This window comes from Desulfosporosinus nitroreducens, from assembly GCF_023897015.1.
In the GTDB taxonomy this organism is placed as follows: domain Bacteria; phylum Bacillota; class Desulfitobacteriia; order Desulfitobacteriales; family Desulfitobacteriaceae; genus Desulfosporosinus; species Desulfosporosinus nitroreducens.
In genome coordinates, this window is record NZ_JAMHFY010000021.1 from 16,740 (window position 1) to 40,498 (window position 23,759).

Annotated in this window: 24 protein-coding genes and 1 riboswitch; of the genes, 10 read left to right on the forward strand and 14 right to left on the reverse strand. The window is 43.0% G+C overall.

What is annotated here, in order from left to right:
- Positions 1-2: 2 nt before the first annotated feature.
- A complete protein-coding gene (locus M8E35_RS19110; protein ID WP_252471326.1) occupies positions 3-1,361 on the reverse strand; it encodes a sigma-54-dependent transcriptional regulator in 1,359 nt (452 codons plus the stop codon).
- 379 nt (positions 1,362-1,740) lie between these two features.
- Between M8E35_RS19110 and M8E35_RS19115 the strand changes: the two genes are divergently transcribed.
- The 9 genes from M8E35_RS19115 (at position 1,741) to M8E35_RS19155 (ending at position 11,971) form a co-directional block, all read left to right on the forward strand.
- Positions 1,741-2,388: a hypothetical protein gene (locus M8E35_RS19115; protein ID WP_252471328.1), complete on the forward strand. Its 648-nt coding sequence runs from the start codon at positions 1,741-1,743 to the stop codon at positions 2,386-2,388.
- Positions 2,388-3,755, forward strand: a complete 1,368-nt coding sequence (locus M8E35_RS19120; protein WP_252471330.1) for a 4Fe-4S binding protein — start codon at positions 2,388-2,390, stop codon at positions 3,753-3,755. The genes M8E35_RS19115 and M8E35_RS19120 overlap by 1 nt, the downstream gene beginning before the upstream one ends.
- A gap of 214 nt (positions 3,756-3,969) precedes the next feature.
- Positions 3,970-4,554 carry a DUF2318 domain-containing protein gene (locus tag M8E35_RS19125; protein WP_252471332.1) on the forward strand — a complete coding sequence of 195 codons (585 nt, stop codon included), beginning with the start codon at positions 3,970-3,972 and terminating at the stop codon, positions 4,552-4,554.
- A gap of 143 nt (positions 4,555-4,697) precedes the next feature.
- Positions 4,698-5,381: an ABC transporter ATP-binding protein gene (locus tag M8E35_RS19130; RefSeq protein WP_252471334.1), complete on the forward strand. Its 684-nt coding sequence runs from the start codon at positions 4,698-4,700 to the stop codon at positions 5,379-5,381.
- Positions 5,382-5,393: 12 nt separating this feature from the next.
- Positions 5,394-6,557, forward strand: coding sequence for an ABC transporter permease (locus tag M8E35_RS19135; RefSeq protein WP_252471336.1), 1,164 nt, complete (start codon positions 5,394-5,396; stop codon positions 6,555-6,557).
- A gap of 309 nt (positions 6,558-6,866) precedes the next feature.
- Positions 6,867-8,018 carry an ABC transporter permease gene (locus tag M8E35_RS19140; RefSeq protein ID WP_252471338.1) on the forward strand — a complete coding sequence of 384 codons (1,152 nt, stop codon included), beginning with the start codon at positions 6,867-6,869 and terminating at the stop codon, positions 8,016-8,018.
- Between the two features lie 141 nt (positions 8,019-8,159).
- On the forward strand, positions 8,160-9,275 hold the full coding sequence (locus M8E35_RS19145) for a cytochrome c biogenesis protein CcdA (RefSeq protein ID WP_252471477.1): 1,116 nt from the start codon (positions 8,160-8,162) through the stop codon (positions 9,273-9,275).
- Between the two features lie 613 nt (positions 9,276-9,888).
- Positions 9,889-10,581, forward strand: coding sequence for a response regulator transcription factor (locus M8E35_RS19150; protein WP_252471340.1), 693 nt, complete (start codon positions 9,889-9,891; stop codon positions 10,579-10,581).
- 1 nt (position 10,582) lies between these two features.
- Complete coding sequence (locus tag M8E35_RS19155; protein ID WP_252471341.1) at positions 10,583-11,971, forward strand: sensor histidine kinase; 1,389 nt, start codon at positions 10,583-10,585, stop codon at positions 11,969-11,971.
- 175 nt (positions 11,972-12,146) lie between these two features.
- Here the strand turns inward: M8E35_RS19155 and M8E35_RS19160 are convergent, their stop codons facing one another.
- The 4 genes from M8E35_RS19160 to M8E35_RS19175 all read right to left on the reverse strand — a co-directional run bounded on the left by M8E35_RS19160 (position 12,147) and on the right by M8E35_RS19175 (position 15,824).
- Positions 12,147-12,359: a YrzR-like zinc ribbon domain gene (locus M8E35_RS19160; RefSeq protein WP_252471343.1), complete on the reverse strand. Its 213-nt coding sequence runs from the start codon at positions 12,357-12,359 to the stop codon at positions 12,147-12,149.
- Positions 12,360-13,040: 681 nt separating this feature from the next.
- On the reverse strand, positions 13,041-14,579 hold the full coding sequence (locus M8E35_RS19165; protein ID WP_309446484.1) for a sensor histidine kinase: 1,539 nt from the start codon (positions 14,577-14,579) through the stop codon (positions 13,041-13,043).
- 35 nt (positions 14,580-14,614) lie between these two features.
- On the reverse strand, positions 14,615-15,325 hold the full coding sequence (locus M8E35_RS19170) for a response regulator transcription factor (RefSeq protein ID WP_252471346.1): 711 nt from the start codon (positions 15,323-15,325) through the stop codon (positions 14,615-14,617).
- A gap of 112 nt (positions 15,326-15,437) precedes the next feature.
- Entirely contained in the window at positions 15,438-15,824 is a 387-nt protein-coding gene (locus M8E35_RS19175) for a YopX family protein (protein ID WP_252471349.1), read from the reverse strand.
- 314 nt (positions 15,825-16,138) lie between these two features.
- Positions 16,139-16,274: riboswitch (cyclic di-AMP (ydaO/yuaA leader) on the reverse strand.
- 580 nt (positions 16,275-16,854) lie between these two features.
- On the opposite strand from M8E35_RS19175, the gene M8E35_RS19180 reads away from it, so the two are divergent.
- The gene (locus M8E35_RS19180; protein ID WP_252471351.1) at positions 16,855-17,145 is read left to right on the forward strand and encodes a hypothetical protein; all 291 of its coding nucleotides are present in this window, start codon (positions 16,855-16,857) and stop codon (positions 17,143-17,145) included.
- Positions 17,146-17,221: 76 nt separating this feature from the next.
- Here M8E35_RS19180 and M8E35_RS19185 read toward each other — a convergent pair whose 3' ends face one another.
- From M8E35_RS19185 to M8E35_RS26765, 9 genes are all read right to left on the reverse strand, one after another.
- Entirely contained in the window at positions 17,222-17,503 is a 282-nt protein-coding gene (locus M8E35_RS19185) for an SHOCT domain-containing protein (protein ID WP_252471353.1), read from the reverse strand.
- Between the two features lie 68 nt (positions 17,504-17,571).
- A complete protein-coding gene (locus M8E35_RS19190) occupies positions 17,572-17,796 on the reverse strand; it encodes an SHOCT domain-containing protein (RefSeq protein WP_252471355.1) in 225 nt (74 codons plus the stop codon).
- A gap of 25 nt (positions 17,797-17,821) precedes the next feature.
- On the reverse strand, positions 17,822-18,253 hold the full coding sequence (locus M8E35_RS19195; protein WP_252471358.1) for a hypothetical protein: 432 nt from the start codon (positions 18,251-18,253) through the stop codon (positions 17,822-17,824).
- A 208-nt stretch (positions 18,254-18,461) separates the two neighbouring features.
- Positions 18,462-18,767 carry a 4Fe-4S binding protein gene (locus tag M8E35_RS19200; protein WP_252471360.1) on the reverse strand — a complete coding sequence of 102 codons (306 nt, stop codon included), beginning with the start codon at positions 18,765-18,767 and terminating at the stop codon, positions 18,462-18,464.
- A gap of 17 nt (positions 18,768-18,784) precedes the next feature.
- Entirely contained in the window at positions 18,785-20,545 is a 1,761-nt protein-coding gene (locus M8E35_RS19205) for an adenylyl-sulfate reductase subunit alpha (RefSeq protein ID WP_252471363.1), read from the reverse strand.
- 23 nt (positions 20,546-20,568) lie between these two features.
- Entirely contained in the window at positions 20,569-22,062 is a 1,494-nt protein-coding gene (locus M8E35_RS19210; RefSeq protein ID WP_252471365.1) for an SLC13 family permease, read from the reverse strand.
- A gap of 247 nt (positions 22,063-22,309) precedes the next feature.
- Positions 22,310-22,963 (reverse strand): Crp/Fnr family transcriptional regulator, encoded by a 654-nt coding sequence (locus M8E35_RS19215; RefSeq protein WP_252471367.1) that lies wholly within the window; start codon positions 22,961-22,963, stop codon positions 22,310-22,312.
- A 93-nt stretch (positions 22,964-23,056) separates the two neighbouring features.
- Positions 23,057-23,506 carry an RsbRD N-terminal domain-containing protein gene (locus M8E35_RS26760; RefSeq protein ID WP_464244739.1) on the reverse strand — a complete coding sequence of 150 codons (450 nt, stop codon included), beginning with the start codon at positions 23,504-23,506 and terminating at the stop codon, positions 23,057-23,059.
- Positions 23,479-23,643 carry an RsbRD N-terminal domain-containing protein gene (locus tag M8E35_RS26765; RefSeq protein WP_309446486.1) on the reverse strand — a complete coding sequence of 55 codons (165 nt, stop codon included), beginning with the start codon at positions 23,641-23,643 and terminating at the stop codon, positions 23,479-23,481. Before M8E35_RS26765 ends, M8E35_RS26760 begins: the two co-directional genes overlap by 28 nt.
- Positions 23,644-23,759: the final 116 nt, after the last annotated feature.

The window sequence follows — 23,759 nt, forward strand, 5'->3', positions numbered from 1 at the left end:
CTCTAAATCCCCCAATGAGGATCTATTCCGTACTTCTCTAAACGGTATAAAAAAGCATGCCTAGAAAGACCTAAGCGTTTGGCAGCCTGACTTTGATTCCCCCCCGTTTGTTCCATGGCCTGTTGGAGGAAGGATTTCTCTAGTTCTTCCAGGGAAACCCCCTCAGGAGGCAGGACAAAGGATTCGGGGCCTTTCTCCTCTTTTGAGGGTGTGCTAAAGACGGGCAACCCATCTGCTCCAATCACTGCTCCTTGGGAAATAATCACCATACGTTCCACCACATTTTCCAGTTCACGCACGTTTCCTGGCCAGTCATACTCCATAAGTTGAGTTAGGACTTCTGAATCTAGAGTCTTGGTTTGCCCATAAGATCTAAGTTTCTTCAAGAAATGATCGGCAAGATAAGGAATATCCTCCCGACGTTCCCGTAAGGGAGGAATGGAAATCGGAAAGACACTGAGGCGATAGTAAAGGTCTTCGCGAAAACGCCCTTCTTGAGCCTGTTTTAGTAAATTCCTGTTCGTCGCAGTAATAATCCTCACGTCCACCTTGATGGTTTTTTCACCGCCGACCCGCTCAAAGGTCCGCTCTTGGAGAACCCTTAATAACTTAGCTTGGACGTTGAAAGACAGTTCTCCGATTTCATCGAGAAAGAGTGTACCGCCATTGGCCAACTCGAAACGTCCCGTTTTTCGAGCATGAGCTCCCGTAAATGCGCCCTTTTCATGTCCGAACAGTTCACTTTCCAGCAAAGTCTCCGTCAACGCTGCGCAATTCACGCGAATAAACGGTCCATTCACGCGCGGACTTAAAGTATGTATAGCATGGGCAACCAGTTCTTTCCCCGTCCCCGATTCCCCTTCAATAAGCACTGTAGCTGGCGTAAGGGCAACTCTCTCTACTAAGTATTTAACCGCTTTCATTGCTTCACTATTCCCGACCAGTTGCCATCCACCGCTTTGGACTTCTCCCTTTAGATAATCTACCTGTTCACGCAAACTTTCTACTTCAAAGGCCTTAGCAACTGTGATGAGCAGTTCATCAATGTCAAAGGGTTTCATCAAATAATCATGTGCCCCGGCCTTCATGGCCTCGACCGCCGTCGCGGTACTGCCGTGTGCAGTCATCATGACAACCATTAAATCCGGATAATGCTTTTTCAAGGTCCTTAGAACACTCAAACCATCCATTTTCGGCATTTTCAAATCTACAAGGACCAGATCCGGACGTTCTTCCAAGGCTCGATCTAAGGCGCTTTTCCCGTCCTCAGCAGTTTCCACATCATAACCAACTTTACTTAATGCTCGCTCCAAGACCCAGCGCATATTTGCTTCATCGTCTGCAATTAATACCCTTCGCAAGTTTCACCCTCCTCACCTGCGGGATTTCCCACACCATAGTGTGGGAAATCCCACAACTTTTTAACCCTAAGGTATTACAAAGCAATTTTTGTTATACGATGAACCCTTAATTTAATTGATGCAAATTAATTTCTACCGTAATTATTACTTTGGCCAAACATACTAACAACGTCTACTTAATAATACAGCCTGTTCATGTAGGAACAGCTACAGCTATAGCTATAGCTATAGCTATATTATCGAGTATCTTTTAACTTTTCTGAAAGGGTAATTAAGCCTTCCGTTATGTCATTCCAAATCCCAAGTTGAGTTCGAATCTCGAACTTGGCACAACTTTTGCATATTCCTAAACCGTAATAAATTTTAGGAGTGTTTTTTAATGAAAAAGAAATTTGCGTCACTATTAATACTAATTCTGTTCTCTTTATTAATTTTTACCCTTCCCGCATTAGCTGATTCAAAACCCGCTACTTCCAATAACATGTCTGATATGGATATGTCTGGCAGTCCTTCCTCTGAAGCTGCTCACGGTGATTCGCCTTCAACTGAAGTGACCGTTGCCAAGGGCGATAAGTTTCAAGTGAGTGTTCAGACTGACCCTGAGCAACCAGCACCCAATAAACCCGTTACCCTTATGATTATCGTAAAAAACCAAGCCACTGGTGAACCTGTCCTCGATGCATCCGTGAATGTAGATATGATGCTCATGGAAAGTGATTCCCACAGTAACATGTCAGGAATGAATATGGACTCGGCCACTACTCTCAAAGGACAAGCCAAACCAGACAACATGGAACCGGGAATGTACGCAATCTCTCTCATCCCAACGAAACAAGGAGAATGGAACCAAGACATTCATATTAGTTCTCCGACTCTTGGGGAAACCGCCATTACTGTCCCACTTATTGTTTCTAAGTCTGGGCCCAACTGGATCCTCATTGGAAGTGTTGGCGGATTGGTAGTACTGGCTGGTATTTTTGCTCAATTTCTCAAACGAAAGCAGCCCTCAGGGAAGGAGGTTCAATAATGAGTCAATCACCACCACCTAAATCCCCACAAAAAAGAAACTTCCTTAAGTTTAAACCTCTCAATTGGTTTTTGCAAAGTTCACTCTATCCAGGTATTTTCCAATGGCTGGCCGTGCTTATATTTGCGGTCATTATGATTGAAACTCTAGCGGGACCCACAAGCGCCCATGATAATTTCGGTACTGCCGCTACTTGGGTTCTCTGGTGGCCACTCCTCCCTCTCTTCTTCTTTATTTTCGGTCGGTTCTGGTGTGCCGTCTGCCCCTTTGCTTGGGTGAGCGATTTAACACAGAAGTTTTTTGGGGCAAATCGCAAAGTTCCCAACTTTTTAAGGAAATATGGATTATGGATCATTGATATTACCTTCATTTTCATCACTTGGTCCGACCACATTTGGGGAGTTGTTGAATCTCCAAGGGGTTCTGGAACTCTGCTGTTACTCATCTTAGGTGGCGTTATGGTCACGGCTATGCTCTTCGAACGACGTACTTGGTGCCGTTATCTATGTTTTCTCGGAAGCTTATCAGGCAACTACTCTCGAACAGGCATGCTGGAATTACGTGCCGATAAAGAAATTTGCAAAACTTGTACTACTCGTGACTGTTACAAAGGCAACTCTAAAGCGCCCGGCTGTCCGATGTTTGAATTCCCTATGGCTATGGAGAACAATGCTAACTGTAATCTCTGTGGAAACTGCATCAAAAGTTGCCCTCATGATTCCATCCGCTTAACTCCCCGCAAACCAACCAGCGAGTTTTGGTCGATGACTAGGGCACGCTTCGAAGAATCCTTCTTAGCAATTGTCATTGTCGGGATTGTCTTTGTCCAAAATATCACCATGTTAGAGTTCTACCAGTCCTATCTTAAATGGGCGGAGCTGTCTTTAGGAATTGTTAACAAGGATATAGCCTTTACAATTCTCTTTGTTTTCGCTATGACCACCCCAGTCTTGTTACTTTTCTTAGCCACGGCGATTTCCAAGCGATTTACTGGTGAGACATTGCGTACTGCCTTCGCCCGTTTTGGTTATGCAGTCATCCCGCTAGACTTGGCTGCCCACATGGCCCACAACTTGTTCCATCTTCTAGCGGAAGGAAAATCAATCTACTACACCTTCATGGGGTTATTCGGCAAACACATTGAAGGCCCCACTTCTTTCGTGTCTGACCCAACAATTCAAATCATGCAATACGTCTTGGTTATCTCGGGAACTCTCGGTTCTCTTTACACTGCCTATAGGATTGCTAAAAAGAATTATGGAACCCAAAAAGCCCTATCCGTCGCTATGCCTTATTTAGTCGTCATCTTGATCTTCGGTATACTGAACTTTCTTACCTTCGTAGTAAGAATGGATATGCGGATGTAGTTCCAGAGGTCTGAAGTCAGAAGCCGGAAGTCAGATTGCAGGTCTGGAATTCTAGGATCCAAGATTTTCATCTTTATTAAATTAGTAAGAAATCCTATAATGGATTGTTGCTTCCTTAATAAGTTCAAACTAAACTTCAGGTGGAGCTAAAACTCCACCTGAACTAAGATTCCTACATTGGCTTAAATTATTATTACCAAGGGAGGTTTTCCAGATGAATAACGACCGTGCGGGGAAAAACCAGAAATTTATCCAACCCTCTAAAAGCAATGCCCTGCTTTACAGTATCGTTGGCCTAATAACCGTTGTAATTATGATAGGTACCTATTTCATAGTTTCCAGTGGCAATAAACCTGGCGTCGCTGTCACTGCGACAGCGGATATCGGTCAAAAAATGAGTTATAGCTCAGATAGTAAACTAGAACAAACAAACGTTGAAAGCAAGGTTGAAAACGGAAAGGCCATTGTTACAACGCTCAGCGCGGTGAAAGAAAAAAAGTTTATTTGGACAGAGTATAAAGCAAACGGTAAAAGAATTCCCTTAACAGCCTTTGTCCAACCCGATGGTAAAGTCATGGTGGCCGTCAGCTTTTGTGAGCCCTGCAAGGGCGAAACCTTTCACATAACAGGTAACCAAATAGTTTGCAACGTCTGTGGGACAACTTGGGATCTTCAAACACTCAAAGGCCTGAGCGGTGGTTGTCAAGCCTATCCCCCCGAAGCGCTCACCTACTCTTTAAACGGCGACAACCTTGAGATTCCACAAGCTGTACTTGATGCGTGGGAACCTAGAGTTTAGTTATATTAAAAATACTTTAATTTATAGAAGTTTTCCCATCTTCTATTTATAACATTTATTAAACGCACTCGTTCTTACGGGTGCGTTCACTCTAACCAGAGCGTAAGAACTCAATTTCAAGCAATTTAGGAGGAAACGGCTAAATGTCTTTGATAAAGGTGTGTGCGGTTAGCAAATCCTATGAAGGTGGAGACGGGGCCGTTGAAGCCTTAACCAATATTAATCTAGAGATCCGCGAAGGAGAATTTTTGGCTTTAATGGGCCCTTCCGGTTCTGGAAAAAGCACCTTGCTCAGTATTCTAGGAGGATTAAATCCCCCCACCTCCGGCAAACTCATCATTGATGACATAGATGTTTATGCTCTCAATTCTGAACGATTAGCAGATTTTCGTCATGAATACGTCGGATTTGTTTTCCAGCAATATCAACTGATTCCCTATCTTACCGCTTTGGAAAACGTTATGCTCCCTCTGTCCATAACCTCGCGTTCAGGTAAAGAACAACGAGATATGGCTCAGACAGTTTTAGCCAAAGTTGGTCTCGGTACGAAATCCCTTCGCCTCCCCAATCAATTATCCGGTGGAGAACAAAACCGAGTAGCTATTGCTCGAGCCATCGTTAACCGACCTGCAATAATTTTTGCGGATGAACCCACTGGAAGTCTGGACTCAAAAACCGCCAAGGAGCTGTTAGAATTATTCCAAGCCCTTAACCAGGACGGTTTAACCATTATTATGGTAACTCATAATCAAGAAAACTTGGCCTGGGTCACCCGTGCCATTTACATTCGTGATGGAGTTCTATCCCAAATTCCTCAAGAGTTCTAAGGAGGGCATTCAATGCGTCTAACAAATATCGTGGTGCAAAACGTACGTCGCCGCAAAATGCGCTCCTCATTATTGATGCTCAGCGTGATTATTGGAGTGGCTTCAATCATCTTCCTCTACACGACGACTCAAGCCATGCAAGAAGATGTTGCCAACAAGCTTGATCAATTCGGTTCTAATATTCTCGTTCTCCCTGACACAGAACAATCATTAACCTTTGGTGGTATAACCGTTGAAGCTCCAACTCAGATCAAAGAACTGGATATGTCCCTTATTCCGCTTATGCAAACCATCAAGAATAAAGAAACCTTGGCTACTATTGCCCCTAAACTGTTAGCAAATACTAAGCTCAAAGGTCGAGAAATTTTGTTGTTAGGAGTTGATTTTCCTCAAGAATTCCAACTGAAAAAGTGGTGGAAAGTGGATGGTCTAGAGAAGAACCAAATTCCCAGCGCAGACCAAGTCATTTTAGGAAGTGACATTGCAAGTTCCCTTGGTCTTATCCCTCTTCAAACTGTAACTATCCTAGGACAGGACTTTAAGATAGCTGGAGTCATACAACCTACAGGGTCAACAGAAAATGACCAAGCTGTATTTATGGACTTAGCTGTTCTCCAAAAACTGACAAACCGACCCAACGCCATAAGTCTTATCGAAACGGCTGCCTTATGTTATACCTGCCCAATCGAAGAAGTTACCCAACAGTTAAGTGACAAACTTCCTGGGACTAAGGTTACCGCGCTTATGTCCAGCTTGGAATCTCGGGATGATACCGTCAATAGATTTAACGTATTTGCTCGAAGTGTATCCCTGATTCTCTTACTAGCTAGCAGTTTAGTTATAACTATAACGATGAAGTCTTCTGTGGAAGAACGAACCCGAGAAATTGGTATCTTTCGGGCCGTTGGTTTCCGTAAACGTCATATTATTCAAATCATCCTTGGGGAAGCAGGTTTTTTAAGTCTTCTGGGCGGGTTATTGGGGTACATTCTTGGCATGAGTATGGCCGTAAGCTTCGGGTCAGAGCTCATGAAAGCTCAAGTTCATATCTCTTGGCAACCTAATTTGCTAATCTATGCCTTAAGTGCCTCTCTAATAATTGGACTGACAGCAAGTCTGTATCCCGCCCTCAAAGCCGCAAGACTTGACCCGACTGAGTCTTTGCGTTATCTGTGATTTCAGAGGTCGGAGGTCGGAGGTCGGATCGCAGTTCGTGGTTCGTGGTTCGTGGTCGAGCAAGCAATGCATGAGAGTGTAGACAGAGGCAAGCATAGTTCATAGGTCGAGGTTCAATATATTGAGCGATGTGAGATGTCAGAAGTCTTGTCTTTCTTGAGGAACAATGGCGGGGGTCAAAGTTGTCTGATAGTCGGGTTTAAGCACAGGTACGAGATATTTTGAGTGTAAAGGAAAGTTAAAAGTGGAGGATGAAATAGAACAGCGATCTTCAAATTCGAAAATCGCTGTTCGGTAAAGGAGGATAAGATGACACTTACTGATATTGCGATCCAAAATTTGCGTCGTCGGAAAGGGAAAACTTTCTTTTTGATGCTTACTTTTATATTAGTAGTAGGCATAACCGTTACATTAAATTCATTAGCTAAAGGTATGCAGGATGATTTACAAAAAAGCCTAACCCAATATGGTGCTAACGTCGTAATTACTCCCAAGTCCGAACATTTTACACTCAGCTACGGAGGTCTTTCCGTTCCCGGGATTGATTATGAAATTAAACATTTAGATTACGATAGTTTAGCTAAATTGAATAATACTCCTAATCTTATGTTAAACGGAATTGCCCCCAAGATTATTGGTTCTGCCACTGGAGGTTCTGTCACAGGAGAGATCAATCGTTATCTGATCATCGGAGTGGATTTCCCCACAGAACTGAAAATGAAACCTTGGTGGAGTATAAATGGCCAATTACCTAGTGAACAGGAAATTATTATTGGTTCGTACCTGGCCCAGACAGAAAACTTAGCGATCGGGAATGCTCTGGAACTTAACCACAAGAGTTATCCCATTGTGGGGATAATGCAAGAAACAGGCGGCTCAGAGGATAGTGGAGTATTTACGAATTTTAACACTGCACGATCGATTACCGGAATAGATTCTTGGTCAATGATCGAGCTCAATACGGCTCAACCAACTAAAGCAGCGACCCTGTTGAGCGAACTCTTACCTGAGGCTAAAGTCTCCGAAATATCTCAACTAGTTCAGGGAGCCAAAGAAAGTGTGGATCGCTTTTCTAGTTTTTCCTTAATTACTTCTATTTTACTGGGAATTATCGGCGTCTTAATCGTATTCGTTACAACCTTAGGTAATATCAACGATCGCGCTACGGAAATTGGCATCTTTCGAGCCATCGGTTTTCGTCGTCAGCATATTCTTTCCATTTTGATTCGTGAGATATCTTTAGTAAGTCTCTGTGGAGGAGTTTTGGGATATTTTATAGGGATCTTGACGCCCACTCTTCTTGCTCCAATCGCTTTCCAAAAAACAGTGAGCTTTGAATTCCACCCTTTCATTGCTTTGACCGCAATCAGTGCTTCTGTCATAATAGGGGTAGTTTCGATTCTTCTTCCGGCTCGACGAGCCATACAGTTAGATCCCTTAGAATCACTATCCTCTATCTAGAATTTATCCCGATAGTTACGGGTCACTTCTCGCCATCCTTGGCTACAGTGACACTTGGCCATCCTTGGCCGGCGGTCACTTCTCGCCATCCCTGGCTACAGTGACACTTGCAAACTAAAATTATAATAATGGGGTGATATTATAAAGACAAAAATCAAATTGCTTATAATACTAACGGTTGCAATTTTATCCGTAATGGCTTTATTAATTCCTAGATACACTGGCCCCTCAGAATTCCACGTAACTAATCAACCAATGGTTGCTTTCCAAGACGCCCAGAACTCTGACAAACCAATTTTTCTAGAGTTTTATGCTAAATGGTGACCCAGCTGTAGGAGCATGGAGCCCGTGGTGCTGGCTCTAGAAAAGAAATATGGTAATAATACAAACTTTATTGTAGCTGATATTGATACCCCTCAAGGACAGGCTCTTGCTAAGCAATTTGGCATCTACTATATCCCTGCTTTTTTCGTGATAAATGAGCAAGGGCAAGTTACTTATAACGATTCTGGCCCTCAAAGTAAAAGTACCTTAGACAATGCTCTCAACTCCGGTAATCCAAATGATACTTGGTACGGATCGTTCTTTAAAGACACTCTCCCGCGTGCTTTATCTAATGGTGGTTTAACCATCATACTTTTAGTTTTCTTAGGGGGATTAATGACCAGTCTGAGTCCTTGCATATTGTCGATGTTACCTGTCATGTTAGGGTATATCGGCGGCTTGGAAAAACCCTCTAAAACAAAAGGCTTTATCACTTCAGTGTCCTTCGTCCTAGGCCTAGCTGTTACCTTTGCTATCTTAGGTACAGCAGCCGCACTTTTAGGTAAAGCTTTTGGCCAGATTGGCCCTGCCTGGATTTATATTATTGGTCTTTTCTCAATCATCATGGGATTACAGCTAATTGGCGTTATCAATATTAATTTGCCGGGGTTACAAGCTATGCCCGAGAAAAGGGGCGGAGTTTTTGGTTCTTTTGGAGTGGGCTTATTGTTTGGTCTGGTAGCTTCACCCTGTGCCACTCCCGTGTTAGCAGTTTTGATGACTTATGTAGCTGGGCAAGGTATGCTTTGGTATGGCGCTTTATTGCTCTTTATCTATGGGCTTGGCCATGGGCTGCCACTGATTATTGCGGGTACTTTTACTGCGGTTCTAAAGAGTTTACCCCGTTTACAAAAATGGGGGCACTATTTTACCTATCTGAGCGGCAGCCTCCTCATAGTGTTGGGTTTATACTTCTTCACGCGAACGAGTTAGTAATCTAATAGCTGCATTCTCATCTTTCCAACGATTCTTCTGAGTTATTGTTATGGGTTTTGAGTTTATTATTACTTGAAAGAGTAAGGTAACATAATACATAACCCAAAACTGAGAAGCATACGGATGTTACCAATAAATCTAGCCCTTCGATATAGACCCCTCCCTAGAAATTTATTTTTAAATTTATAATGAAATTGTATACTTATTACAACTTCCTTAGCATCCTAAAACCTGTCTCAAATATATCAAACCCTTGTCTAATTAATCGTGACTCGGATCACATTAGCTAATATTGAAATTAGCCTGTACATGTTATTTGGTTTCTACCTAGCATATTTATATTATATTATTTATTATATTGTAATTATTATAATTTGTCAATGGGGTTTGAACTTATTTTAATCTTGTAAACCCTCTCAAGGATATTTTTTCTTCGTTTGATTATCCCTTAGGAAAACCTTAATGGATCCCTTCCGCCACATAGGGATGTCCACCGCGTACCCTACTCTTGCCGTAATTCTAATCTTTCCACGCACGTAACCAGTTTCTTATATAAGTAAAAAAACATCTGACTAACTGGATTGCCAGGGTCAGTGAGAGGAGTCCATCGATGAGGATTTTACTAGTTGATGATGAAAAAAAGATAACAACCGTGCTTAAGGCTTACCTTCAACAAGAAGGTTTTCAAGTCAGCACCGCTATTAACGGACTTGTCGCTCTGACCATGTTTAAAGAAAACCCCTTTGACTTACTCATTCTGGATCTAATGCTCCCTGGCATGTCTGGAACAGAAATTTGCCGCGAGATTCGCAAAATATCCTCCGTACCCATTATCATGCTCACTGCTAAAGTCGAAGAAGAAGATCGTATCCAAGGCTTAAGTATCGGTGCAGATGATTACATTACAAAACCTTTTAGCCCTCGTGAAGTGGTTGCCCGCGTACGTGCTGTCTTACGTCGGGCAAATAATGATACTGCACCGCTTGCAGACGTAATTTCCTATGACAATGGCCTCACCATTGATAACATACAGTATGAGATTCGGCTGCAGGATCAAGAAATCTCGTTGACCCCAACCGAATTTAAGATTCTGGGTGCCTTAGCGAAAAATCCTGGACGAGTGTTATCTCGGGGTCAGTTGGTAGAAATTGTTCAAGGGCACAACTTTGATGGAGATGACCGCGTGATTGATGCTCATATTAAGAAGATCCGCCAAAAGATTGAAACTACTCCCAGCAACCCACAAATTATTTTGACTGTCTACGGTATTGGCTACAAGTTTAACCCGAATGCGGGGGGATAAAATGCGCACAAAATTGTTTCTTTCCACCTTGATCATCGCGCTGATCACCTTAACTTTCAGCATGCTTTCCGTGAACTTTGTCTTCAAACAACAGTTTAGTAATTACTTAACTCAGGTTAATGAAGCGACTTTGGAACAGTTACCCTTACGTCTCAGTTCGCTATATCAGACCACAGGCACTTGGGATCCTGCACTTCTAAACGAAGTAAGTCATACCCTGCCGACGGGTACAGTTGTTACTCTAACAGATCCGAAGGGCAAGCTCATTGCCACGTTAAGCAACCCAATGGATAATATGATGCACGGTCAAGACCAAATGGGTATGGGTATGGGCATGGGTATGTCTTCCTACACCACTACAAGTTGGAAAACTAAAACCTTCACAGTGTCAGGACCCCTCGGCAATTTAGCCATAGCAGAGGTCCGCTACGCACAGATTCTCAATCCCCAAGATGTCCGCTTCCAATCCGCAGTCTTTCGCTCTCTGCTTTTCGCTGGAGGATTGGCCCTTCTATTTGGGATACTTCTCAGTTACTTTACAAGCCGCAGGCTCGTCGCTCCACTCAAACGCTTAACACAAGCTGCCAATCGTATTGGTCATGGACATTTTGACGAACGCGTTTCCGTTCGTTCCAAAGATGAGGTCGGGCAACTGGCAAACGCTTTTAACACAATGGCGGATAATTTAAACCGTCAAGAAACCATGCGCAAACAGTTCACCGCCGATATTGCCCACGAACTGCGCACTCCCTTGACCTCGATCAAAAGCTATATTGAAGCCTTCCAAGACAACGTTCTTCCTGCCAATCATGAAAATCTCTCTTCTATAAATGAGGAGATTAACCGTCTAGTTGACTTGTCAAGCGATCTAAAAGACCTAAATGTTGCTGAAATAGGCGGATTACACCTAAAGCTTGAACTTGTGGACATAACACATCTTCTTGAGAAAATCATACACAGCCTTTACCCTCTTATCCAGGAAAAAGAATTGACTCTAAATTGGAACACTCCCGAGAAACCCGTTACTGCGGCCGGGGATGAACGCCTTCTGACTCGACTCTTCTACAATCTGGTCCACAATGCCTATCGATACTCAAACCCAAGCGGTCAGATTAGCGTTACTCTTACACAAATGCCGGATTATGCAGAAATCAAGATTAAAAACACCGGTATAGGCATCTCGGAAGACGACCTACCTTTAATATTCGAGCGTTTTTACCGAGCTGACCAATCCCGAACCCGTGAGACAGGAGGGACCGGAATTGGTCTGGCGCTGGTCCGTCAGATTACGGACCTCCATAAAGGTACGATCTCCGTACTGAGTAAAGTGGGACAGGAGACCGAATTCGTCGTTAAGCTTCCTAAAAAGATAAAAGTGGCTGAGGAGTAGATCCTCAGCCACTTTTAGAACATTGAGATATCAGATTTACTAACTCATGTACAAAAGTCTGTAGCCTCAGGTTAATTCTATCTTTTCTCAAAATCATTTTTTTTACTAAGTGCTTTCTTTAACAAAGGTTTCAGAGTTTGATCATAGAACAATAGTCGATAACCGTTGGCAGAGTTCACAAATAAACAAATCTTAACCTCTGACTATGGCGAACCGCAGCTTCAAGAGCCTGCTCGCCTTTCAGCTGGCAAGCTTTCCCGTCTGGACCAATGTGATAAATTTTCAGCTCACCACTGTTCTTTGTCCATTCAAGACAGCACTCGTGACAATAATAACGTTTACGGCCGATCCGGCCAGTGTCGTGCGCTCCGCACAAGGGACAAGTCAATGCTATCAACTCCCTAATAACTTGTGTTTAGTCCGAATAACCATATTCACAAACCTGTACGGGACAATGATCATTCACAGCGGCCTAACTTTCGTCAAGGAGGGGATATTTTTTCTGTGCTCGAGATTAAGAATAGACCTCCCAGCGCCGGAAATCTGCTTCCCGCGCCAGGGGTCAAAGAAATGAGAGGAGAGGAGCTGACCTTTTAAATTATACTTAAGAAATATTAACTGGCTTTTACCTAACCTTAAAAATTGTTTTCCAAAATATTAATAAATGTTACAAGACTGGGATCAGCCCAGAGACAACCATTCAAAGGCATAAAAAAAAATGCCAACGGTTTCCGGACAGTAATGACCGATAACCGTTGGCATCAACATTTGCAGCGTCTACAATCAATTCAACCTCTTCTATATTCTCGTTTTGGCTAACGCTTGCAAACTTTTTTCGAACAATTCTGTTCCCAGCCCTTGACCACGCATTTCCTTTCAGATAGACACTCCCATCATATATGCTTTACGCGAGTTGTCCCAGTCCAGCATGTACTGAACCAAGCCAACAACCTCTTGATTCCTTCTGACACCATTCATTTAATCCGCCCACGCCAAACGCCTCTCTTTCCAGTTGCACGAAGCGCTGGAGAAGTGGTAGATTTAAAACTTATTATCGAGGAAAACCAGTCTAATTCTTCTCAAAAGATGGGAAACTTATGTGAAAAGTTGTCCCCTTTCCTAACTGGCTTGCCACATCAATGTTGCCGCCTTGTAACTGAACCAGCTTTTTCACAATCACCAGCCCCAGACCGCTGCCTTTTTCCTGCATGTGATCAGCACGTTGGTTCTTGATCCGATAAAACCTTTTCCATATGTGAGGCAGATCCTCGGGGGATATGCCAATACCATTATCCTCAATGCTCAGTTCCACTTTACCTTGTCGGGTCTCTACGCCAACCCGGATGGTGCCGTTCTCCGTGGCCCTAGTCGCATTTTTCAGTAGATTCCTGATAACCTGTTCCATCCGGTCAGCGTCCCCGAGTACGATGGCTTTTTCTGTTTTCTGGTCCAAAAGGATCGAGGTGTTCGTGCGATTGGCCAGAGGCTCCATGGATATAGCCACACCGTGGGCCAGAGCGTTCAAGTCCACAGGTAGTTTTTCAACCGTTAGATTTCCGCTTTCCAGGCGGCTTAATTCCAAGATGTCATCTATCAGTCTGCTGATATGAATCGTTTGCGTGTAAATCGTGTCTAAATACCTCTCCTGTATAGCCTCATCTTGCACGATACCGTCGCGGATGGCCTCGACAAAGCCTTGCACGGCAGTCAGCGGGGTACGTAACTCATGCGATATCTCCGCAAATAAACGGGCTCTTTCTTCTTCCACCCTGCGACTTTCAGTCTGTACCTTCTGGAGTCTTTCCGCCAATTTATTAAGCTGGCCGCCAAGGTCATTGATTTCATCCAGAGGCTGGTCCTTATCGCTCAGAACATAACTCCCTCTGCTGATCTCTGCCACAGTGGCAGTCAAACGGGAAATTGGCCTGGAAATATACATAGCCAGGTAGACGGAAATGAAAATAATAAACAGCAGGATGATCATTCCCCCGATAACCATGTACAAACGCATTTTGCTTAAAGCAAGGTCAAGATTAGATGATTTCGTTTCCAGCAGGATCCCGTTTTCAATGGCGTCCTTGTTGTTCCCCATGGGCACAACGGTGACAAAAATAGGCTGATCGGTATCAGAATCTACTGTTTGGGTCATCGCAATTGAACCATTTTTGTTTTTGAGTATTTCAATGTATTTCTCCTCTATCTTGCTACCGGGCACCATTTCTTGCTCTGCCGAGGTAGCCGTAATCTTTCCTGTCATGTCAAAGATCGTAATCTTAGCGTCAAAAATATCAGCCAGATATTTCAAGAAATCCTGTTGAGCCTGAATCTGACTGCTTTTTAGCTGGTCAGGTGGAATACTCCACGCGCTGTCCGTCTGCTGGAGCAAGGCAAAGTTTACTCGTTTGGCCTTACGTAACAATTCCTGTTGGACCTGATCATAGGTTACCTGCTTCACCACAAAGCTGGAAAACATCATCAGGACAATCAGAGCGATAACAAAAGCCGTAACATTGGTGAACAATATCCTGGTGTAAAGATTTTTGTTGAATTGTTCCTGTAGTAAGCGTTTACTAATGAGCAAAAAGTGATGCAGGGCACGGATTATCAACTGAAGTTTTTCCCTGCCCTGCTGTAGATAAGTATTCACGACACGGTCTCTCCCCTTTTTGCAGGAGGTGTAAACTGGTATCCCACACCCCATACAGTTGTCAAGTATTCAAACGGCAAAGGTGCCAGCTTGGTCCTCAACCTGCGAATGTGGACATCTATCGTACGCTCATCACCGAAGAAATCATACCCCCAGACAGCCGCCAGCAGATCCTCTCTGCTAAAAACCCGGCGCGGATTCTGGGCCAGGTAGTAGAGCAAATCGTATTCTCTGGGAGTGACTTCTATTTCTTGATCCTCAATCAAAACGGTCCTGGAATCGGCCAGGATTTCTAACCCGGGGTATTTCAATTTCCAATTCGTCGCTGTATCCACCGGTTGAGTACGGCGCAGTAATGCTTTAATTCTGGCTACCAATTCCCGGGGACTGAAAGGTTTAGCAACATAGTCATCAGCTCCCATTTCCAGTCCCAAAACACGGTCTGCTTCCTCTCCCTTGGCTGTAAGCATGATGATAGGAACCATGCGTATCGACCTTAGATTGCGGCATATTGTAAGCCCGTCCTGACCCGGAAGCATGATATCCAGTATTACCACATCAGGATTTTCCCGGTCGAATGCTGCTAGCACCAAGTCACCGTTGCTTACCCCAATGACTTTAAAACCTTCCCTTTCACCATATAACTTGACCAGTTCCAATACATTTTGGTCGTCATCAACCAGCAGAACCTTACCACAATAAGACATTTTACCCTCCCTCAGCGGTATCTTTTTCCATCTAAATACCATGATGCGATGGTACTAATCTTTCTCTGGATTGTACTAATTACCTATAATTCTGGTTATATTCGTATTGCAATCATGGAGCTGCTATTTGTAGGAGATCAGCATTTTGATACTGATTTCCTACAATATCACTAATCCCAACATCACTGATTTTTCGATTCAAAGAGCTGCCTAGTTCAACAAGTTCGAAACTCCCTATTGATTTATTCCAAATCACTTTGTAAATTGCAGATGAAATTTTAATAAAATCACCTTCATAGACATCCGTTTCATTGGCATCAGACAAACCGGTCCACTGCAACAATTCAAATTTTTCGGCTGGTTCCCACGAACGACCGGGAACACTTATAGCAAATGGAGCTTGCATTTGTATATCAAATGTTATAGCTTGTGGCTTAAACATTTTCAGCCTAACCTTGTCCCAAACTCTAAATTTAATTTCTTTCAAAAACGTCAGCACATTCCCTCCCCATCTTCTCTATAAGTGGGGGAGGAATGCGCCTTCCCTCCTTTCTTTGTGCTCGTGACCCTAAACACACACTTTCTGTTGTAGTCCAGAGGTAGTTTGACTTAGCGACGTCCTTCGGAACCTCCGTAATATCTTTAATTAGTAGTAAGAAAGGACAATTGATGTTTAAGAGGTCCACCCAAAAGAGTCAGGCGATGTTGGTAAGTCGTCACTAGACCGTTCCAGAAGTTTCATAGTCTGTCCTCCTCTCAATAATGCGTAAAGGGTCCCGCGTTGAACTAGACGCAGGACCCTTTACGAAGTTTTTTCTCTCTTGTAAGCGCTTACGAAGTTAGCTGACGGATTCGGGCTAAAGATACAACCCTACCGGCAAAAGCCGGATTCACCCCAAAAAGATGGGTCCCCCGTTTCCATTTGTGCGGAACTCAGCGCGTCCTTAACTATTTAGTTGGAACAACTGACAACCGATATAATTATTATAAGTTGTCAGTTGAATATATGTCAACCCTTAGGAGCCAGGAATATTCTTCCTATGCTGCCTAGGTATAAAATTGTTATTCTGGTAATCTGATTATTGGGTGAAAGTTGTTCCAAAAATACTTAACAGATTGTCGTAAATGTTCAGCAATTTATCTTAAGAGGTGAGGAGCTTATCGTACATTCTATTCACCGTTTGTCCTTGGTCCGTTGGAGCAGGAATTTCATTATCCACCGCTTCTTCTTCGTCCACTGGAGTAAGGGTTTCATTATCTACCCCATCGTTTCAGTTTCAGCCAGAAAACGCAATTGTTTCCTTATTGAAATTTAACGATTAAATCATTTTATTCAGATATATTACCTCCCCTTCCTTAAGATAAGAACTATTCCTCCTTTCGAAGCCAATTATACTGAAGGCATATTAACTGGCATTTACCAAACTATGAAAATGTTTTGCGAAAATGTGAATAAATGTTACAACGGGTAAGGAATTTAGCTTTAGTCGAAACAAAGAACCTTACGTTAAGATTAGCAAAACACCTGGATGAAAAGATTAAGAGGTACAATAGGAAAGTGGAATGGGAAGACGGTCGAGAAATTCGAACCCTCGATTGGAGGAAGCCTCGGAATAAACGCTGGTTTTGCAACCACGCTCCAAGGAGCGGTTCCATCCGAAAGAGTTCACGAGGTTTTAGAGGATTTTATCAGGTTTTACAAAAATCAACGATCTTCCCAAGAGTCGTTCCATGATTTTGTTTCACGGCTCGGACGTGAAGCCGTCCAAGAACTTCTTAATCTCTATATGGAATCCCTAGATAAATTAGCATGTTTTTGAAGCAAATCGAGTTAACACTGTGTACATAGTAAAAGTGGCTAAGGAATCAATCCTCAGCCACTTTTATGGTCTTTATTCATTTACTCTCTAAATCTCGTTTCCTGCTCTGGAATTCCTCTGAATCTATCTCGCCACGCGCATATCGTTCGCGCAGGATGTCCATAGCACTATGCCTACCTATTGCGCCGTTATGAACATGTGCGGCATTTCGACGAAATAGATAGATACCCAGCAAGATAATCCCAATCCCGAAGATGAGATGCATTCCTATTCCCGCCATCCCCATCATCCCATAGCCGCCGCTTCCGTAACCGCCATATCCCCAGCCACCCATCATATTACCCCAGCCACCCATCATGTAAATTCCTCCTTCAAACTCATTTCGTTAATCCAGCCTAGACATTCCCTTTGAACCATAAGTAAAAGTTATTTATCTTTTTTAATGGATACGTACTGTTTTTGCCCCGAGAGCTCTTGTTTTCTTTCCAGGTATTCCTCTCTTTGAATCTCACCAAGTGCATATCGTTCATTTAAGATATCCAGTGAAGTGTTCACCTGAGATTGATGGCCCGTACAACATGATGCTCCAGAACTAGATGGACTAAATATATAATAAGCAATAACGACTAATAGTATTAAACCAATCATCATTTAAGCTCGCTCCCCTTCTAATTATTTACTTAGACGCCATTCCATTTACATTTCCATTCATCATAGACCCGCGAGTATTGGTCATACTACTTCCGTTGGTCATCATACTCCCTCCAGAATTACTCATAAATTCGTTCATTCTATCAAGGTTCCCTTCCCCCATTTGAGCTTTAACCCCCGGATCAGAATTCATGAGTTCTTGCATTTTCTCAAAATCGCCTGTTTGCATCGCATTCTGCATTTCCTGCGAATTATGAAGGTTTTGCATTTCTGTCGAATTCATAAGCTCTTGGTGTTGCTCAGACGAAAAAGTTCTTTGCATGTATCCTTGCATTTGTCCAAACCATCCACTACCTTGTTGCTGAGACGTTTCTGCCAAGGCCGGCAAAGCCATGAGCCCTAGAACTAATGTTGCGGTTCCTACGATCGCGGTAACTCTCTTGCTGAATTTTTTCAATGAATATTCCTCCCAATCAATTATTAATTTTTGTTACGTTTCCTGTAAATCTGCTGTTCTTCTATGTCCTTAGTCTAACTTTCTGATACGATTAACTCATGAAAAAGTTGTGAATTTCTTATGAATAAGGGACCCTGATTATAAAAATCAGAGTCCCTTTAAGATACCATCGCTTCTTGTTCCACTTTACCAAAGTTATGGGTTTATTTTATTTATTGTGCGTCCTTACCAAGAACTTATCTACCTTACCATTTATATCGATGCAGGTCCACTCGATTTCTTTTTCTCTCACCTTAGGAATAAGTCTTGCCGGATAGTACCCCAATTGATAGGGAATTCGTGTTTCAATGGCCTCGAATCGGCAGGCTTTTACACAGGCCATACAGTCCCAACAATCTCTTTTAGCCCGGCAAAACGCTTTCTTATCCTCATTTAATTCCATTAAATCTCCTGGACAGATCTCTTCACATTTTCCGCACCCTTGGCATTTGTCTTGATATACTACTGGTGGCATTTAGTCACCCTCCTTTCTTAAGCTTTTAAACGATCGCCTGAGATAATTTGTTCATAGGGGCGAGTAAACATTTCTACGTCTCCAGTTTCAGGATTATAACGAGAGTTTACAAAGCAATCGAATTTTTGATCATTCTTTTCTGGGAAATCTGCACGGGTCTGCCATCCTGCCCATCTTGTTTCTTCACGATACATCAGATGGTGCACCAGCACTTGAGCCACATCTAATCGATCGATGACTTCGTGAGCATCCATCAACTCATGAAGATCCGTGGCGACTAGGTATTTGACTTGATCCTTCAAAGTCTTGAGGTTATGAAGGGCATATTCAAGGCCCTCTTTGTTCATTCGGAAAAATTGGTGTACCCCCCCGGCATATTCATCCATCAGCCGCTGAAGCCTTTCTTCCATTTCTCGAGGTTTAACACCGTCACCCACGGAAATATTGCGGAAACCAGGTGCAAAAATTCTGTCCTTCTCCTTCGCAATTTGCTCCTCGTTAAGGTTACCCTGCTCGACACTAGCCACATACTCTACGGCGGCCCTAGCGGACAAGAGCCCCTCAGCGGCACAACCACCCACAAATTTATTGGGTGTGCCGCCCGCTACATCACCACAGGCATATAATCCCGGTAAAGTAGTTGCTCTTTTTACATCAACCCAGTAACCGCTCGCTGTATGCCCACCCACAATATATGGATCGGAGCCATATATTTCAATGGGTTCCTTTTTTAAATCCTGGGCTCGGCTGGCCAGGAATAAGACATAACTGGGGCGCTCATTCAAATAATCGTATTTCATGTTATGGATTTGGTCTGAAGTCATGTGGGTGGTATCCACATAGCAAGGACCACGACCCTCACGCCACTCATCCATCGGCGCGTTAGCCCGGATATAGCGGGGAGCGGCATCCCCACCAAGGTGAGCGTAACGGGTTTTTAGAATTTGCTCACCCTTGCAGTTAATCATGGGTGTTTTATAGCCCACTGAAATGGTATCGATGGGGCCATTAAAATCTTTGGTTCGGGTGGCACACCAGCGCATTTCAAAGGTGGTCATTTCAGCACCTTGACGGATACCAATCGCAAAACCGGTCCCTACATTAAAGGGGGCATACCAGAGCTGGTGGTGGCTGTCATTACCATCGTTTTGATAGGGCTTATACAAACCAGCTGCGCCTCCAGTAGCAATAATGGTGGCCTTAGCTCGTATGATGTATACCTTGCCGTCTCTCACACCAAAACCAATAGCGCCAATGACTTTATTGCCCTCCATCAGGTAGTTGGTAGCGACTACACGATTTATGATTTCACAGCCAGTTTGACGGGTCTTTTCTGCCAAAATAACTTTCATCTCAGAACCACTGATCGTGATATCCCATTTGCCTCTAGTTTTATATTCATCGCCGTCTTCTTCATATTTAATGGGCATACCCCACTCTTCCCATTCTTCGATAGGCTTGTTTAAAACTTCTGCCATCGAAATGGTCAAGTCTTCGCGGATCAGCCCACCGGCCTGAGAACGACTCCAACGCACGAAGTCTTCGATGGTACGATCTTTTTTAATATAGGTGTTAATCGCATCCATACCACCAGCTAGGCATCCACTGCGGTCGATGTGTGCTTTCTCCATTAAAGTCACTTTCAAATCAGGGTTGAGACGCTTGGCTTCAATGGCAGCGAAACAACCAGCATTTCCTGCTCCGATAATTAGAATATCAGTATCAATGCGGACCTCTTCAATTTTTTCCACGGATTGGGGTAAACTTGCTCTTGCCATTTAAATTTTCCTCCTTTTAATAATTATGGAGTGGGCACCCAGATGGGATAACCTGTGAATGCATACCAGGGCACCATGATAAAGACCATATAGAGTATTACCATTAAGGTGAAGGGCGCACCGACTTTAACAAATTCGCCAAAGGTAAACTCCTCAGTTCCATAGGCGATCAGACAGGCAGTTACCGAGATAGGCAAGACAAACGCGTAACTATCCACATTTAAGACCATCATTGTAAAGGCGACAGTGTTCAGCTTAAGCATAGGAGCCATTGCTGCTACAATCGGAGCCAGCAGGGTTACAGCCGCAACATTACTCACAATCCCTAGACGGCTAATTTGTACTACCACACAGATGAAGATACTAACACCTATCCAACCCCAAGCAGGTGCTAAACCAACCAGGTGAGAGGCAATCCACTTGTCCACACCCGTCTTTTCAAAGGCGGATACCAGAGACAGAGAACCACAGAGCAACAACCATGTACCAAAGATCGTATTGGATTGTACCTTTTTCCAAGAAAGGTTAGTAAGCCCCGGAATAAAGAGTACCATCACGGCCACAAGAGCAACTAAAGCCATTTTATAACCATGAATTTGTTCGGTCGCCCATAAGGAAATCGCAATCCCAAAGGTAACTAAGACAATCCATTCAGCGGTATTCATTTTTCCCATAGCTTCTTTTTGGCGCCTGATTTCAGTAATACCGCCAGGAACTTCAATATTTTTTGATTTCATGATCCAATTAACCCAGTAATACATGATTACCAGAATACCGAGCAATGGCCAATTCATCCAACCCCAGGTACCCCAAGTAATCACGTCTTTTTTCACAGCCTGATTAATGGTTTGGGCTATGATGACATTTGACATATGGCTATGCATCAGAATAGTCCCGCTAGCCAGTGAGGCAAAACCGATGCCAACCATCGTAAATACTTTCCTTGCCCTAGCACCTTCGCCAGCTTTCTCAAACAAACTGTTTAGACCTTGAATAATTGGCAGGAAAAGTGCTCCCCTGGCATTGGTGGCAGGCACGAGTACTGCAGTAACCAGGTGAGCTCCGATTATGCCTTTTAGAACACTTCCAACGTTAGGTTTAACTCTTGAAACAATAGTGAGTGCAATCCGCTTGTCTAATCCAGTAGTCTGCATAACTGCAGCTAGAATAAAACAGCCAAGAATGAGGAAGGTAACGTTACTGGTAAAGCCACTAAAGGCTTCAGGTAGTTTTGTAGCTGCTCCTGTCAAGGATAATAAGACGGGTATCATCAGTCCGGAAACTGCTAAAGGCAATCCATCGCTCAACCAAATAATTGTAGCCCAACCCATCACAGCCAAGGCTGCTCGACCACCCTCAGTAAGACTCTCGGAAGTAGGAACCAGTATTAAGATTGCTGCAAAAACTAACCAAGAAAGAATAAATCCTGGTAAGGCATACTTACTTCTGCCAGTTTCAGTAGATTTCGCTTTAACATTCGTACTCTGTGTATTTGCTTGTAAAGCGGGCTCCGACATTTATAACCCCTCCATTTCTTCGTTGTTAGTAAAAATAACCGTATTCGATTTTAGACCTGCTAGCTCACCCCTTCGTTCTATTGGTATGTGAAGATTTTAACAATAACAATTGTTGCTTAAAACCAAATTGAAGACACTTTTTTGTCATGTTAACGACAAAAGAAATCCAGCCGACAAAAAAAAGGTCTTTTAACAGACCCCTATTTTGTCGGCTGGATTACAGTTTTTTGAGCAATGTGTTATCTCATTATTCCTGAATCCATAGTTTTAGCTTGTTTGGGTTTACCCCAACAATCTCTCTACCTTCATATTGGATGCTTCCGTCTTCCTTAAGTAAGTTTAGCAGAGACGAAATCGTTTGACGTGCCGAACCTATAACACAGGCCAGTTCTTCCTGAGTAACCCGCAAACGCACTCGAATAATATCATCTTCACTTTTATCCCCCGCACGTTCTGCCATAGTCAACAGAAGAATAGCCAACCTCCCTTGAATGGGATTCATTATAAAATCATAGATTGTATTCTGCGCTTCTCTTAATCTATCACTCATCAATCTGATTAACTTCTCGGAAAACTCGGGCATTTCGCAAAGCATCTTTTTAAAGCCATCCTTCCAGATAATCAAGATCGAGACATTGTCCATTGCCTCAGCACTATACTCTCTCTCATTGATATTACTAAGTACTTCAGCTAAACCAATAAAGTCACCCGGATAACGGATCGCAACAGACACCTGTCGGCCATCCGATGTAGTGCGGTATATTTTAACCAACCCACTTTTTATGTAATAGACTTCATTGGCCTTTTGACTGGTTGAAAAAATAATCTGTCCTTTTGGGTATTTAATTTCTGAAGATATTTCATTTAAATACTTCAATTCCCCGTCTGTTATCTGAAACATGAAACATTATTTCCCCCCTCTTTACGTTTACAGTTACATTGGAAAAAGTCGGTAATTACCGACTTTACTCCCTTAACTATATTATCATACCATTTACTCATTTGACCCGCTTAAGTCGTCCTCTGCGGTCTTGATTAAATCCCGATCACTATGCTCAAATTCTTCCGCAGGGATCTCGGACATTAAATTCGCCTTTTTCAGTAGCGAAAATGTCATCCTTTTTAGTTCATCCGTCTTAAGTTGGTATAGTTGTTCTCGACACTTTACATAGATATTAAATGTATAAAGGGCTAGCTCATCTATTTCAGATTCAAATTCCAGTAATTCATCATATAATTTATTCTGCTTGATTTCCTTTTCAAGTTCTTCACGAATTACTCTTTTAAGAAAAAAAACGAAGTTTAGCGCTTGCGCAGGTGTAAAGTCCTGAATCGCTCTTACTCTGATAATATCATCCAACAGGGGTAAATCCTCTGTAAATCCCTCCCCAGCGATCAATGTTTCTATGATATTATCTATTCCCTGAGTGAACGTATGCCCCACTGGATTAGAAACATATCCTTTTGCTTTTTTAGAAAACCTGAGGTATCAGCAGGATAGGTCGCCATGATGGCCTCGAACCACCTCTGCAAAATGGTAGATTTCTTTTTTTCCAGGAGATCTTTTAACTTCATATCCATTCTTTCTTCTCCTTATAAATCATAAGCAAGTGTCCTCTTCCGTCACTGACCTTACCGACCCTTGTCCACACATAAAAGAAGGGATTTAAACTTTATGTAATATATTATCTCAATCG